Annotated in this window: 10 protein-coding genes and 3 pseudogenes; 3 read left to right on the forward strand and 10 right to left on the reverse strand. The window is 70.1% G+C overall.

What is annotated here, in order from left to right:
- Positions 1-8: 8 nt before the first annotated feature.
- The 3 genes from pip to LRS10_RS20820 all read left to right on the forward strand — a co-directional run bounded on the left by pip (position 9) and on the right by LRS10_RS20820 (position 2,932).
- Complete coding sequence (gene pip / locus LRS10_RS20810) at positions 9-1,001, forward strand: prolyl aminopeptidase (protein ID WP_257838915.1); 993 nt, start codon at positions 9-11, stop codon at positions 999-1,001.
- A gap of 7 nt (positions 1,002-1,008) precedes the next feature.
- The gene (locus LRS10_RS20815) at positions 1,009-1,392 is read left to right on the forward strand and encodes a nuclear transport factor 2 family protein (RefSeq protein WP_257838916.1); all 384 of its coding nucleotides are present in this window, start codon (positions 1,009-1,011) and stop codon (positions 1,390-1,392) included.
- Positions 1,393-1,498: 106 nt separating this feature from the next.
- Positions 1,499-2,932, forward strand: coding sequence for an MFS transporter (locus LRS10_RS20820; RefSeq protein ID WP_257838917.1), 1,434 nt, complete (start codon positions 1,499-1,501; stop codon positions 2,930-2,932).
- 21 nt (positions 2,933-2,953) lie between these two features.
- On the opposite strand, the pseudogene rodA reads toward LRS10_RS20820, so the two are convergent.
- From rodA to LRS10_RS20870, 10 genes and pseudogenes are all read right to left on the reverse strand, one after another.
- Positions 2,954-4,106: pseudogene (gene rodA / locus LRS10_RS20825) on the reverse strand (rod shape-determining protein RodA).
- On the reverse strand, positions 4,103-6,109 hold the full coding sequence (mrdA, locus tag LRS10_RS20830; protein ID WP_257838918.1) for a penicillin-binding protein 2: 2,007 nt from the start codon (positions 6,107-6,109) through the stop codon (positions 4,103-4,105). The pseudogene rodA and the gene mrdA overlap by 4 nt, the downstream one beginning before the upstream one ends.
- 4 nt (positions 6,110-6,113) lie before the next feature.
- Positions 6,114-6,626, reverse strand: coding sequence for a hypothetical protein (locus tag LRS10_RS20835; protein ID WP_257838919.1), 513 nt, complete (start codon positions 6,624-6,626; stop codon positions 6,114-6,116).
- Positions 6,623-7,762 carry a rod shape-determining protein MreC gene (gene mreC, locus LRS10_RS20840; protein WP_257838920.1) on the reverse strand — a complete coding sequence of 380 codons (1,140 nt, stop codon included), beginning with the start codon at positions 7,760-7,762 and terminating at the stop codon, positions 6,623-6,625. The genes LRS10_RS20835 and mreC overlap by 4 nt, the downstream gene beginning before the upstream one ends.
- Before the next feature lie 71 nt (positions 7,763-7,833).
- Positions 7,834-8,878 (reverse strand): annotated as a pseudogene (locus LRS10_RS20845) (rod shape-determining protein).
- A 354-nt stretch (positions 8,879-9,232) separates the two neighbouring features.
- A pseudogene (gene modB, locus LRS10_RS20850) lies at positions 9,233-9,900 on the reverse strand (molybdate ABC transporter permease subunit).
- Between the two features lie 5 nt (positions 9,901-9,905).
- Positions 9,906-10,658 carry a molybdate ABC transporter substrate-binding protein gene (gene modA / locus LRS10_RS20855; RefSeq protein ID WP_257838921.1) on the reverse strand — a complete coding sequence of 251 codons (753 nt, stop codon included), beginning with the start codon at positions 10,656-10,658 and terminating at the stop codon, positions 9,906-9,908.
- 26 nt (positions 10,659-10,684) lie between these two features.
- Positions 10,685-11,665: a kelch repeat-containing protein gene (locus LRS10_RS20860; protein ID WP_257838922.1), complete on the reverse strand. Its 981-nt coding sequence runs from the start codon at positions 11,663-11,665 to the stop codon at positions 10,685-10,687.
- A gap of 16 nt (positions 11,666-11,681) precedes the next feature.
- On the reverse strand, positions 11,682-12,575 hold the full coding sequence (locus tag LRS10_RS20865; protein WP_308237995.1) for an EamA/RhaT family transporter: 894 nt from the start codon (positions 12,573-12,575) through the stop codon (positions 11,682-11,684).
- Positions 12,576-12,617: 42 nt separating this feature from the next.
- Positions 12,618-14,189 carry a 2-isopropylmalate synthase gene (locus tag LRS10_RS20870; protein ID WP_257838923.1) on the reverse strand — a complete coding sequence of 524 codons (1,572 nt, stop codon included), beginning with the start codon at positions 14,187-14,189 and terminating at the stop codon, positions 12,618-12,620.
- Positions 14,190-14,308: the final 119 nt, after the last annotated feature.

Here is a 14,308-nt window from a genome sequence, read left to right on the forward strand (position 1 = left end):
TGGTCCGCATGGAACGCAGCACGCCGGCCCCCGCCGTCTCCTCTCCCCAGCATCGCCGCGGCCTGTTCCCCGACAACGAGCCGTTCGCCCAGGGCTGGCTTTCGACGGGCGGCCCGCACGAAATCTTCTATGAGGAGTGCGGCAACCCGCAAGGCAAGCCGTGCGTGATCCTGCACGGCGGCCCGGGTGGGGCGATCAACCCGACCATGCGGCGGTTCTTCGACCCGGCGAAGTGGCGCATGGCGCTGTTCGACCAGCGGGGTTGCGGCAAGAGCCGCCCGAACGCCAGCCTCGACGACAATACGACCTGGGCCCTGATCGAGGACATCGAGCGGCTGCGCGAGCATCTCGGCGTCGAGAAGTGGTGCGTGTTCGGCGGCTCGTGGGGCTCCACGCTGGCGCTGGCCTACGCGATCACCCATCCGGAGCGGGTCGAGAGCCTGGTGCTGCGGGGCATCTTCTTGCTGACCGAGCGCGAGCTGCGCTGGTTCTACCAGGACGGCGCATCGACGCTGTTCCCGGACGCCTGGCAGCGGTTCTGCGCCCCGATCCCCGAAGCCGAGCGCGGCGACATGATGGCCGCCTACCACAAGCGCCTGACCAGCCCCGACCGCCGGGTCCAGGCCGAGGCCGCGGCCGCCTGGAGCCAGTGGGAAGGCGACACCATCTCGATCCGCGGCCCCGAGGCTCGACCCTCCAAGTTCAACGAGATCGACTTCGCCATCGCCTTCGCCCGCATCGAGTGCCACTTCTTCGTCAACGGCGGCTTCTTCCCGTCGAAGAACTGGATCCTCGAGAACCTCGACAAAATCAGGGACATTCCCGGCTGGATCGTTCAGGGCCGCTTCGACGTGGTCACGCCGATGGAGAGCGCCTGGCGGCTGAAATCCGGCTGGCCCGCCGCGCGCTTCGAGGTGGTGTGGGACGCAGGCCACGCGTCCACCGAGCCGGGGATCGTCGACGGCCTGGTGCGGGCCACGGACCAGGCGCTGAGGCTGTAGCCGTCGCATGAGCCGGGCCGAGATCGTCCGCGCCTATCTCAGGGCCATCGAGAGCCGCGGCGATTCGCTGGCGTTCTTCACCGAGGATGCGGTGCAGGAGGAGTTCCCCAACGCCCTGGCGCCCGCCGGAGCGCGACGCACCTTGGAGGATCTGAAATCGGCCGCCGCCCGGGGCCAGGACGTGCTGACCTCCGAAACCTACGAGATCGTCAATCTTCTGGAGGCCGGCGACATCGTGGCCGCCGAGGTGCTGTGGCGCGGCGTGCTCGCCGTGCCGCTCCGCTCGCTGAAGCCCGGTGACGCGATGAAGGCGCGGTTCGCCGTCTTCTTCGAGTTCCAGGGCGACCGCATCCGGCGGCAACGCAACTACGATTGCTTCGAGCCCTTCTGACGCTCGCGTCAGCGAACAGCCATACCGGAATTTCGGCTCTTTCCCGCTTACCGAACGCTCGTTAGGGTCGCGCCCAACGAAGGGTAACAAGGGGAAACGACAGAGCATGAGCGCGACCAGCACCGTCGCCGGCGGCGACGGCCACATCCACGGCTTCGGCTCCAAGCCGTACCGCAGCTACGTGCTGAACGCGCTGCTCCTGATCTACATCCTCAACTTCGTCGATCGAGGGCTGCTGTCGGTCGTGGCGCCTCAGATGAAGCCCGAGTTGGGGATCTCGGACACGGCGTTCGGCCTGCTGACCGGCTTCGGCTTCGCCCTCCTCTACACCGTCGTCGGCATTCCGTTGGCGCAGTACGCCGAGACCCGGCACCGGGTCTGGATCATGACGGTCTGCGTGGCCCTATGGTCGCTGATGACCGCGCTCTGCGGCCTGGCCGCGCCGGTGACCATCGGCTCGCTCACGATCGGGGCGTTCTGGATTCTCCTGGCCTGCCGCGTCGGGGTCGGCATCGGTGAAGCGGGCTGCACCCCGCCCGCGAACTCGCTGATCGCCGACTACTATCCGCCCAGCCGCCGCTCGACGGCCCTTGGCTACTACGCCATGGGCGTGACGCTTGGCGGCCTGCTGGCGAACCTGATCGGCGGCCCGGTCACGGACGCCTACGGCTGGCGGATCGCCTTCTTCGTGGTCGGTCTCCCCGGCATCCTCGTCGCCGCGATCTTCAAACTGACCGTCAAGGAGCCGCCGCGGGGCTACACCGACCCGCCCGGCGCGGTGCGGCGGGAGAAGCCCAAGTTCTCGGACGGTCTCAAGGAGCTGGCCTCCAAGCCTTCGTTCTGGACGATGACGGTGGCGGCGACCATCGCGGCCTTCTGCGGCTACGGCATCGCCTCGTTCCAGTCGCTGTTCATGAACCGCAGCTTCGGCCTCACCGCGGGCGAGGCCGCGCTGATGATCAACGCCCCCGTCGCCGCAGCCTCGGCGGTCGGGACGTTCGCCACCGGCTGGCTGGCGGAGAAGATCTCCAAGCGGCATCCCACCGCCATCGCCTGGCTGGCCGGCATCGGCCTGACGGCCAGCGTCCCGTTCTACTTCCTGGCGTTCACGACGCAGAACCTGTCGCTGGCGCTGGTCGGCCTCGTCATCGGCGGCGCCATCAAGTACGGCTACCTCGCCGCGCAGTACACGATCGGTCAGGGCGTGGTCTCCGCCCAGGTCCGGGCGGTGGCGACGGCCATCCTGCTCTTCGTGGTGAACCTGCTGGGCTACGGCCTGGGCCCCCTGTTCATCGGCGCCCTCAGCGACCTCATCTTCAACATGCAGGTGGCCAGCCTCGGCGCGCCCGACCTGACCCGGAAGGCCTGCGAAGGCGCGGCGCGGGCCGCCCTCGCGGTCGCCCAGCAGGAGGTCTGCGCCATCGCCCATCCGCAGAGCCTGCAACGCTCGATGCTGATCACCTCGGCGCTCTATGCCGTCGGCGGTCTGTTCTTCTTCATCACCTGCCGCTGGCTGAAGCGGGACATGGTGGCCAAGTAGCGGCGACGGAGGGCTCGGGCCTCAGAGCAGGCCCGAGCCCTTCGTCACTTCGGCGTAGCGATGCACGCGCGCCGACTGCACCAGGCCGAAGCCGATCATCACCGTCAGCATGACGGTGCCGCCGTACGACAGCAACGGCATCGGCACGCCCACCACCGGCGCCAGACCCATGACCATGGCGCCGTTGATGAGCAGATAGAGCGTGAAGGTGGCCGTGACGCCGGCCGTCGCCAGACGCCCGAAGTGGGAATGGCTGAGGTAGGCGGTCCGCAGGGCCATGAAGATCGCGGCCGCGTACAGGACGAGAAGCGACACGCAGCCGACGAAGCCGAACTCCTCCGCCAGGGTGGCGAAGATGAAGTCCGTCTGCTTCTCCGGCAGGAAGTTCAGCTGGCTCTGCGAGCCCAGGCCATAGCCCTTGCCCAGCAGGCCGCCCGAGCCCAGGGCGATCATCGACTGGAGAATGTGATAGCCCGAGCCCGAGGGATCGCTCTCGGGATCGAGGAACGTGAGCACGCGCTGGCGCTGGTAGTCGTGCATCACGAACATCACGAAGGGCGGCACGATCGCGACGAAGGCTGCGATCCCCGCCGCGATGATCTTCCAGGACAGGCCGGCCAGAACGACGATCGCCGCCCCCGTCATCAGGATCAGCATCGCGGTGCCAAGGTCCGGCTGGTGGGCCACGAGCAGGACCGGCAGGGCGATCATGCCGGCCGGGACGAGCAGCCACCAAGACAGCCGCGCCCGCTTTGCAGACGCGCCGTGGTAGTAGCGGGCGAGCGCGAGCACGATGCCCAGCTTCATCACCTCGGACGGCTGGAAGCTGAAGCTGCCGATCGACAGCCAGCGCTGGGCCCCCAGGCGGGTGTCGCCGACGAGTTCGACGGCGACGAGCAGCAGCAGGCCGATCACATAGACGGGGTAGGCGACCGCGAACCAGACGCGGATGTCGATCAGCGCCAGGCCGATCATCAAGGCCACGCACAGGGTGAAGCGGATCACATGCTTGGCGGCCCAGGGGGTCCCAGGACGACCCCGCGATCGAGAACAGCATCAGGGCCCCGGCCCCGGCGATCAGGCTCAGCACGAGCACGAACAGCCAGTCGATCTCGGCCAGCTTGACGATCAGCCGGTCGCGTTCGCCGGGCCGGGTGAGCGCCGAGACAGTCATGCGGGGCCTCGTCCGGGCGGGGTGAGCGGGGCGCCTGAGGCCGGCGTCGGCAGGTTGTCGGGCTCGGCGAAGAGAGGCTCGTCCGGCACGGAGTCGAGTTCAGGGTCGGGCTGGAACTCAGGCATCGGCATCGGCTTCTCGATGCGGGCCCGGAGCTCAGGATCCTTCAGCAGCGCCACGCGCATGATCTCCCGCGCGCGCGGCGCGGCGGCGGTCGAACCGCCCATGCCGTGCTGGACGATCACCGCCAGCGCATAGCGCGGCGCGTCCAGCGGGGCGAACGCCACGAACAGCCCGTGGTCGCGCAACCGCCAGGGGCCGCCTTTGCCCCGGTGGCCGCCGGCCTTGTAGGTGTAGACCTGCGCCGTACCGGTCTTGCCGGCCATCAGGATGTCGCCAAGGCCGAGCTGACTGGCCCGGAACGCCGTACCGCCGGCCTCGGTCACCGCCGCCATGCCGGCGCGGACATAGTTCAGGTGCTCCTGGCTGAACGGCAGGTCGGGGACGGCCGCGCCGCTGGGCAGCTCCTTGCCGCCGATCGACTTGATCAGCCGCGGGTTCAGCGCCTTCTTTCCGTTGGCCAGGCGGGCGGTCATCACCGCCAGCTGCAGGCAATTGGCCGTCAGCATGCCCTGGCCGATGCCGTAGCTGAGCGACTCGCCGGCGTGCCACTTGGGATCCTTGGGCCGGTTCTTCCTGACCCACTCCGTGGAGGGCACGATGCCCTTCTTCTGGCCCGGAATGCCGATGTCGAAGGTCTGGCCGAAGCCGAACTCGCGGGCCACCTTGGCGATCCGGTCGGGCCCGATCCGAACCGCCACCGAATAGAAGTAGACGTCGCAGGAGTTCTTGATCGCGTCCTGCATGTTCTGTGGGCCGTGACCGCCCTTCTTGTGGCAGCGGAAGTAGCGCCCGCCGAAGTTCATGCCGCCGCCGCAGTTCACCGTCAGCGCCGGGTTGATCCCCGCTTCCAGCGCCGCCAGCGCCGTCATGGTCTTGAAGGTGGAGCCCGGCGGATAGGTGCCGGACAGGCACTTGTCGAGCAGCGGCTTGCGCTCGTAGTTCGCCAGGGCGCGGTACTCGGCCCCGGTCAGGCCCCGCACGAAGCGGTTCGCGTCGAAGCTGGGCGCGGACATCATGCAGAGGATGTCGCCGGTTCGACAGTCCATGAGGACCGCCCCGCCGCTCTCGCCGCCGAACACCTCCAGCGCCCGGTTCTGGATGTCCACGTCGAGCGTGAGCTGGACCTCCTTGCCCGGCACGGCGGCGATGTCGCCGGCCTCGTCGTGGCGCACCTCGCGCCCCCGGGCGTCGACCTCGACCTTCTTCGCCCCGGGCCGACCGCGCAGCTGGAGGTCCAGCGCCTTCTCGATGCCCTGCTTGCCGATCCGGAAACCGGGGTGGAACATGATCGGGTCGGCGTTCGGGCCGGTGGGCTCGATGTCCTCCTGGTTGACCTTGGCCACATAGCCGATCACGTGCGCGAAGGCCCCGCCGTGCGGATAGACGCGCACCTCGCCCATGTCGGCCGTGACGTTCGGCATCTCGGCGGACCTGACGTTGATGGCGGAGAACTGCTCCCAGCTCATGTCCTCCATCACCGACACCGGCGCCCGCCGCGGCGCGCTGTTGATCTCGCGCAGCAGCCGCTGCTGGCGCCGATCGTCCAGCGGCACGAAGTTCGCGAGCGTCTGCAGCGTCGCCTCGGTGTCGAATTCCTTGTCCTTGACCACCAGCAGCCGGAAGTTCGGGCGATTGGCGGCCAGGATCGCGCCGTTGCGGTCGACGATCACGCCTCGGGGCGCCGGCACCAGCTTGAAGTTGAACTGGTTCGACGTCGCGAGCTTCTCGTAGCGCTGGGTCTCGAGCAGCTGGAGATAGGCCAGCCGGCTGCCCAGCGCGGCGATCCCCAGGCCGGCGAAACCGCCCATGAGGATGGCGCGGCGGTGGAACACGCCCTGCCGCTCGTTGACCTCCTCGAAGAAGATTGCGGGTTCGGCCATGCGACTATCGGAACCTGACGTCGGCGTCCTCGAACCGCTCGATCAGGCGGTCGGCGAACGGATAGAGGATGACTGTGGCGAGGAATTGCCAGAACACCGAGAGCGGGCTGGGCATGCCGTGGACGTCCAGCATGACGAAGAGATAGCCGGCGCCGAAGGCGAGCGTCGCCAGCACGCCGTACCAGCCCCACATCGCAGCACGCCCCTGCCCCGCCATGAAGGCGCGCCCGCCGAGGGCGCCGCCGTAGGCGATCAGCAGGCAGACCGCCCAGAGGCCGAGGGGGCCGCCCCAGACGAGGTCGAGGAAGAAGCCGAGGATCGCCACGCAGAACGGGGCCAGCATCGAGGGCCGAATGACCGCCCAGGCGAAGGCCACCGGCAGCGCGAATACGGGCTCGGGCAGTCCGTGGCCCCAGAGGCGGATCGGCAGGGCGAACAGCAGGGTGGCGGCCATCACCTGCAGCATCGGCACGCCCAGCCAGCGCCACGGCTCGAGGGACCGGGCGCCGCCGCTCATCGTCCGGCTCCAGCGGGCGGCGTCGCGGACGTCTTCGGCGCCGGGGCGGCGGGACTGGGCGCTGGCGCGGCGGCCTTGGGCGTGGGCGTGGGCGCCGCCGTCTTCGGCGCGGGCGCCGTCGTCTTCGGCGCGGGCGTCGTCGTCGCCGGCGCGGCCGTGGTCGTCGCCGGCGGGGCGGCCGCCGCCGGCGGCGCGCCGGTCGTGGCCGGGGCGGCCTCGGGCGGCGGCAAGGTCGGCGCGCCAGGGGTCGGCGGCGGCGCCGCCGTGCGGTCGAGGGCCGACCGATTGGCGAGCTGGGTGAAGTCCTCGAACAGCAGGATGCGGACGTAGTCGATCGGGGCGCGGTCCGAGGCCAGCACCACCCGCCAGCGACCGTCCAAGCCCTTCACGGCGCGACCGACCGGCAGGCCGCGCGGGAACACGCCGCCGTCGCCGGACGTCAGAACACGGTCGCCGTCGCGCACCGGCTCCTGCCCCCGCAGATACTCCAGCCGCGGGTTGGGACCGCCGTCGCCCGCCAGGATGGCCCGCGCATTGGTCCGATCGATCATCACCGGCGTGCGCGAGGCCACGTCGGTCAGCATCAAGACGCGGCTGACACCATCGGTGACGCCGACCACCCGGCCGACGAGACCGTTCTCGCTCATCACCGGATGGCCGATCTTGACGCCGGCCTCCGAGCCGATGTTGGCGAGCCGCGAATTGGCGAAGGGGCCGCGGCTGTCGGTGACGATCCGGGCGGCGACCATCGGGATCGGCGGATCGGTCTTCAGCCCCAGGAGAGCGCGATAGCGTTCGTTGTTGTCGCGCAGCGCGATGGCGACATCGCGCCACTGGCGCATCTCCTTCAGCTCGGCCTTGAGCCGGCGGTTCTCGGAGACAGCGAAGAAATAGCCGCGGACGGTCTCGAAGCCGGCGCCGGTCCAGCGACCGGGGGCCGACAGGACGTTGCCCACCGGCTCCAGGGCCTTGTCCGTCGCGGTGCGCGTGCGCCCGTAGGCGTCCGTCTCGAAGGCCTCGCGACGGTCGGAGAGGAGGATCGCCACCGTCGCGATGAGAACGACGATGAAGACGATCCCCGCCGTCCAGGTGAGCGGGACCTTCAGTTCACCGAGCGGATTGTCCCGCAAGGACATCGACGTTCACGCCCCCAACAGCCGCACCCGGGTCCCGATCCCCGAGCGCCCTACGACTCCAGGCGGCTATCTTACGCCAGGGTCGATTCCAGCACGCCCTTCATCCACTTGGGATGCTCGAGCACTTTGCCGCAGCCCAGGGCCACGCAGGACAGCGGATCGTCGGCCACGGTCACCGGCAGGCCGGTGTGGTCGCGGATCTCGGCGTCCAGGCCGCGCAGCAGCGCGCCGCCGCCGGTGAGCATGATGCCCTTGTCGGCGATGTCCGAGGCGAGCTCGGGCGGGGTGGCTTCCAGCGCCATCTTCACAGCGTCGACGATCTGGCCGACGGGCTCGGACAGCGCGTCCGAGGCCTGCTTCTCGGAGATGCGCACTTCGCGCGGCACGCCCTGCATCAGGTCGCGGCCCTTGACCTCGATCGACAGACCCTCGCCGTCGGCGGGCGCCCGGGCGGTGCCGATCTCCTTCTTGATCCGCTCGGCCGTCGTCTCGCCGATCAGCAGGTTATGGTTGCGGCGCATGTAGCTGATGATCGCCTCGTCCATCTTGTCGCCGCCGACGCGGACCGAGCGCGAATAGACGATGCCCGACAGCGACAGGACGGCCACCCTCGGTGGTGCCGCCGCCGATGTCGACGACCATCGAGCCGGTCGGCTCGTGGATCGGCAGGCCGGCGCCGATCGCCGCCGCCATCGGCTCGTCGATCAGGCCCACGCGGCGGCCGCCGGCGTTCAGGCAGCTGTCGTTGATGGCGCGGCGCTCCACGGCGGTGGCGCCCGACGGCACGCACACGATCACCTTCGGGTTCACGAAGCCCTTGCGGTTGTGAACCTTGCGGATGAAGTACTTGATCATCTCCTCGGCGACTTCGAAGTCGGCGATGACCCCATCGCGCATCGGGCGGATGGCTTCCATGTGCCCCGGCGTGCGGCCCAGCATCTGCTTGGCCTCGATGCCCACGGCGTGGACGACCTTTCGTCCGCCTACGTTGCGCAGGGCCACGACCGAGGGCTCGTTCAGCACGATGCCCTTGCCCTTCATGTAGATGAGCGTGTTGGCGGTTCCGAGGTCGATGGCGATGTCGTTCGAGATCGCGCCGAAGAGGGATGAGATCATGCAGGGCCCTGGTCGATGGGGGCTTTGAGGGTCGCGTCACCGAAGACCGTTGGGCGGCCCGACTGACGCAAGCACCATGCGTCGAGTCGCTACGATCTGTCTGGCAGGCTTAACGTCCCTCTGCCCTGCCCGATTTGCCATTTCAAGGTTTAAAGAGCGGTGTGCGCTTTCGCGTCGCGCGCGAGTTTCACGCACCGGGTTTCGCCTTGTCGGCGCCACGAATCCGAGGCAGCCGCGGGTCGCGCTCATGGAGGCGCGAACGCCCGGGTTCCCGCAATCGCGGGAACGGGCGGTGAGAGGCCCGGTTTGGGCGGAAGGCGCGGCGGCAATCAGCCCTCTGGTCGCGGCGGGCGGTCACTCGTCGGCCGGCCGGGAAATCCGTCGGTCGAGCAGCAGCAACGACAGCACCACCAGGAAGCCGAACACCACCAGCAGGGCGCTGAGGGCGTGGGCCCGTTCCCACTCCAGCGCCTCGACCAGTCGCCAGATCTCGATCGAGACGACGTCGGTGCGGCCCGGGATGCCGCCGCCGATCATCAGCACCACGCCGAACTCGCCGACGGTGTGGGCGAAGGTCAGCACCGCGGCGACGGCGTAGCCGGGCGCCGCCAGCGGCAGGGCGACCCTCGCGAACGTCTCCCACCCCGAGGCGCCCAGCGTGGCGGCGGCGTCCAGGTTCTCGCGGCCGATCGCCCGGAAGGCGTTGCGCAAGGGCTGCACCGCGAAGGGCAGCGAGTAGACCACCGAGCCGATCACCAGCCCCGTGAAGGTGAACGCCAGGGTGCGGACGCCCAGCGCCTGCAACGGCGCCATCAGCGGGCTGTCCGGACCGAGCGCGATCAGCAGGTAGAAGCCCAGCACCGTCGGCGGCAGCACCACGGGCAGCGCCACTAGGGGCCCACCGCCTCGGTCCACCAGGCGCGGCTGCGCGCGAGCCACCAGGCCAGGGGCGTGCCGACGACGAGCAGGATCAGCGTCGTGACCGTCGCCAGCTTGACCGTGAGCCAGAGGATGGGCAGCAGGCTGCTCACTTCACTTCGTAGCCGTACTTGCGGATCACCGCCTTGGCCTCGGGGCTCCGCAGGTAGGCGAGAAAGGCCCTGGCCGCCGGGTTGGCCGCGCCGGTGCGCAGCAGCACCGCCTGCTGATCGATCGGCGTGTGCAGGTTGGCCGGGACCAGCCAGCGGGAGCCGCCCTTCTCGGTCATAACCTGGGACAGCGCGACGAAGCCCAGCTCCGCCGCGCCCGTCCTGGCGAACTGATAGGCCTGGGTGATCGAGGCGCCCTGCACGATCCTGGGCCGCAGGGCGTCGTACAGGCTAAGCTTCCGCAGGGTCTCTATGGCGGCCGAGCCGTAGGGCGCGGCCTTGGGATCGGCGATCGCCAGCTTCTCGAAGCCGCCGCGGGCCAGCACTTGGCCGCGGGCGTCGACACGCTGCGGCTCGCGGCTCCAGAGCACCAGCCGGCCGGTGGCGTAGGTGAACCGCGAGCCGGCCACCGCCAGGCCGTCGGCCTCGGCCTTCTGCGGCCGCTCGGCGTCGGCCGAGAGGAAGACCTGGAACGGCGCGCCGTTGGCGATCTGGGCGTAGAACTGCCCCGACGCGCCGAAGCTCAGGACCGCTCTGTGGCCCGTCCTCCGCTCGAAACGCTCGGCGATCTCCTTCGCCGGTTCGGTGAAGTTGGCCGCGACGGCGACCTGCACCTGGCCCGCGTGGGCCTGGCCCGCGTGCGCAAGCGCGGGCGCCATGACGGCGAGCAGCAGGGCGAGGAGCCGAAGCATCGTCTAAGCTTAGCCGATCCCGAGGGCTACGGGACCAGCGCCTCGACGACCGACGTCACCTGGCCGCCGGACGCCTTGGCGCCGCCGCCGATGGCGTAGATCCTGCCGCCCGTCGCAACGCCGACGAGGCCGTGGCGCGGCGTGCGCATCGCGGGCTCGGCGCGCCACTGGTCGGTCTTCGGATCGTAGGACCAGGTCTCGGGGATGACGCCGGGGTTCTCGCCGCCGAAGACGTAGAGCCGCCCGCCAAGGGCGGCGCTGGCGAGACCGCCCGAGGCGCGGGGCATCGGCCGCAGCGTCTCCCAGCGGTCGGTCCTGGGATCGTAGCGGTCGAGGCGGGCGGAGTTGCCCTCGCCCACCCGCCGGCCGCCCGCCAGGTAGAACAGGCCGTCGATCACGGCGCCGGTGGCGCTGTTCCGGGCCTCCGGAACCGGCGCGGCGCTGCTCCAGCGGCCGGCGCGCGGATCATAGACCTGGTGGTCGGCGACATCGCCCTGGTCGCTCCAGTTGCGGTTGCCCTCGCCCTTCGGGCCGCGCCCCGAAGCGATGTGGATGCGGTCGGCCAGGGTCACGGCGACGGTCTCGCACTGAAGCTTCGGCATCGGCGCGACCGTCTTCCAGGCCTCGCCGTCCAGCACCAGGGCGTCGGGGATCGCAACCCAGCCGCCCGCGTCGGTGACGCGGAAACCGCCGAAGGCGTAGGCCCGGCCTCGCGCGGTGGCGAGGACCGGATGATGCCGCGCGAACGGAAGCTTCGGCCCCTCGGACCAGCGGTCGGACGCCGGGTCGTAGAGACCGGTGCGGTCCTGCGGATTGATCCCGCCGCCGAGCCCGCCTGGGCCCGGCGCCATGCCGCCGGCGATCACAATGCGCTTGCCGAGCACCGTTCCGTAGACCTCCTGCACCGGCCAGGGCGCATCGGCGCGAGGCTCCCAACGGGCCGCGGCGCGCGCGACGGCGGGAACGGCCAGGGCGGCGGCGGCGAGGACGGTGCGGCGGTCGATCATGCCGCCATGAGAGCGTTCAGCTCCCGCTCGTCAACCTAGCGCCGTCAAAGCCACGCCCGCGGCGGTGAGCACGCCACCCACGATGGCGCGAAGGCTGAGGCGTTCCTTGAACAGCCGCCGGCCGACGGCGGCGGCGACCGGCGTCTCGATCAAGGCGGACGGCGCGGACCGGCCCCGCGGGCGCGAGCGCCAGCGCGCCGAACCAGAACGCCGAGGCGGCCGAGCCGAAGAAGCCGGCGCCCAGGGACTGCCGCCAGGAGGTCGCCACCGCCCGGATCGCCTGAGGCCGGGTGAGCGCCAGGATCAGGCCCAGGCCCACGGTCTGCAGCGCCTGGGCGATGACCACGGCGGCGGTCGCCGAATAGATCGGGTGCGCCGGATCCAGCGCCAGCCCCGCCTGCCGATAGCCGTTGAAGGACACCGCGAACGCCGCCCCGGCCGCGAGGCCCAGCAGGCCGCCGACGAAGGCATGGTGGGTCTGGTCGCGGCGCGGCCAGGAGACGACGGCGAGGCCGGCGCTGGCCACCGCCACGCCGATCCAGGCCTGGACCGACAAGGCGTCCCCGAGGGCCAGGCCCATCACCGCCGCCAGCGGCAGCGACGACTGCTGAAGCACGGTGGCCACGGCGAACCCCGAGCGGTGCATGGCCATCAGCAGGAAGCCGGTGGCGGCCACCTGGCTGACCGCGCCGAAGCCGACGCTGGTCCAGAAGCGCCAGGACAGGCCCGGCGCCGCGTCGGGCGTGAAGGCGGCGACCGCCGCGAAGATGAGGATCGAGAACGGCAGGCCGAACAGGAAGCGGACCAGGGTCGCCCCCCACGGCCCGGCGTCGCCGACCAGCCCCCGCTGCGCCGCGTTCCGCGCAACCTGCAGCGGCGCGGCGATCAGGGTGAGGACGATCCAGAGCAAGTGCGAAATCCCGGTCCCTCCTCTTCAGGGAGGGACGGAGACCTAAAACCCGCTGACCATCCGGGCCGGCGCGGTCTTCTCCTTGCGGGCGACGAGATTGTTCAGGGCGTTCACATAGGCCTTGGCCGAGGCGGTCAGCGTGTCGGTGTCGGCAGCCTGGCCGGTGGCGATCCGGCCGTCCTCCTCGAGGCGCACGGAGACCTGGGCCTGGGCGTCGGTGCCTTCCGTCACCGCGTGCACCTGGAAAAGGCGCAGGGTGGCGGCGTGCGGATAGACTTCGTGGATGGCGTTGAACACGGCGTCCACCGGGCCGTCGCCGGTGGCGTTGGCCGACTTCTCGGCGCCTTCGATCGTCACCGTCAGGAAGGCCTCCTGCGGGCCCTCGGTGCCGGCGATGACGCGCAGGTGCTTGACCTGGATCTTGTCGGCCTGGCTGGCCAGGGCGTCGTCGACCAGGGCCACGATGTCGTCGTCGAAGACGTGCTTCTTCTTGTCGGCCAGGTCCTTGAAGCGCTGGAACGCCTCGTTCAGCGCGTTCTGGCCCAGCTCGTAGCCCAGTTCCTTCAGCTTCTCGCGGAAGCCGGCGCGGCCGGCGTGCTTGCCCATCACCAGGTTCGAGGCGCCCTGCCCCACGTCCTCGGGCTGCATGATCTCGTAGGTGCCGCGGTCCTTCAGCATGCCGTCCTGGTGGATGCCGCTCTCGTGGGCGAAGGCGTTCTTGCCGACGATGGCCTTGTTGAACTGCACCGGGAAACCGGTGATGGCCGAGACGTAGCGGCTGGCGCGCGTGATGTGCTGGGTCTCGATGCCGGTGTGGTACGGCAACCGGTCGCCGCGCACCTTCAGCGCCATGACGATCTCTTCCAGCGCCGCATTGCCGGCCCGCTCACCGATGCCGTTGATGGCGCACTCGACCTGCCGCGCGCCGGCCTGGACGCCCGACAGGCTGTTGGCGACCGCCAGGCCCAGGTCGTTGTGGCAGTGAGTGGAGAAGATCACCGTGTCCGCGCCGGGCACGTTCTCGATCAGGTCGCGGAAGACCTCGGCGTATTCGGAGGGATAGGTGTAGCCGACGGTGTCGGGGATGTTGATCGTGGTGGCCCCGGCGCGGATCGCCGCCTCGACGCAGCGGCGCAGGAAGTCCTGCTCGGTGCGGGTGGCGTCCTGGGCCGACCATTCCACGTCGCCGCACAGGTTGCGCGCGTGTGTCACCGAGCCGGTGATCATCTCCAGGATGTCGTCCTGGCTGGCGCGCAGGATGTGGTCGCGGTGGCTGGGGCTGGTCGACAGGAAGGTGTGGATCCGGCCGCGCTTGGCCTTGCGGATGGCCTCGGCGCAGCGCTCGATGTCCTGGACGCCGGCGCGGGCCAGGCCGCAGACCACGCTCTCGGTGACGATCTCGGAGATCTGGCGGACCGCCTCGAAGTCGCCGTTCGAGGCGATGGGGAAACCGGCCTCGATCACGTCGACGCGCATGTCCTCCAGGATCTTCGCCAGCTCCAGCTTCTCTTCCAGGGACATGGAAGCGCCAGGCGACTGCTCGCCGTCGCGCATGGTGGTGTCGAAGATGATGACGCGGTCGCGCTCGGAAGCGGCGGTAGATACGGGGGTCATGGTCTTACGGGCTCTTCGCGAAGGTTTGGATCGTCGGGCGGAGGTTCGAAGCCCCTGGGCGCCCGGCCGCGAAGATGCGCGTGCCTAAAGGGTCGCCCAGGGGCGGCTAAGCCCCAGCG

Origin of the sequence: Phenylobacterium sp. J426, assembly GCF_024699945.1 — a bacterium.
Classification (GTDB): Bacteria; Pseudomonadota; Alphaproteobacteria; order Caulobacterales; family Caulobacteraceae; genus Phenylobacterium.

Coding starts and splice junctions, on each gene's coding strand:
- modA (WP_257838921.1), bottom strand. CDS start 10,658: ATGCTTCGGCTCCTCGCCCTGCTGCTCGCCGTCATGGCGCCCGCGCTT.
- LRS10_RS20815 (WP_257838916.1), top strand. CDS start 1,009: ATGAGCCGGGCCGAGATCGTCCGCGCCTATCTCAGGGCCATCGAGAGC.
- pip (WP_257838915.1), top strand. CDS start 9: ATGGAACGCAGCACGCCGGCCCCCGCCGTCTCCTCTCCCCAGCATCGC.
- mrdA (WP_257838918.1), bottom strand. CDS start 6,109: ATGGCCGAACCCGCAATCTTCTTCGAGGAGGTCAACGAGCGGCAGGGC.
- LRS10_RS20835 (WP_257838919.1), bottom strand. CDS start 6,626: ATGAGCGGCGGCGCCCGGTCCCTCGAGCCGTGGCGCTGGCTGGGCGTG.
- mreC (WP_257838920.1), bottom strand. CDS start 7,762: ATGTCCTTGCGGGACAATCCGCTCGGTGAACTGAAGGTCCCGCTCACC.
- LRS10_RS20820 (WP_257838917.1), top strand. CDS start 1,499: ATGAGCGCGACCAGCACCGTCGCCGGCGGCGACGGCCACATCCACGGC.
- LRS10_RS20870 (WP_257838923.1), bottom strand. CDS start 14,189: ATGACCCCCGTATCTACCGCCGCTTCCGAGCGCGACCGCGTCATCATC.
- LRS10_RS20860 (WP_257838922.1), bottom strand. CDS start 11,665: ATGATCGACCGCCGCACCGTCCTCGCCGCCGCCGCCCTGGCCGTTCCC.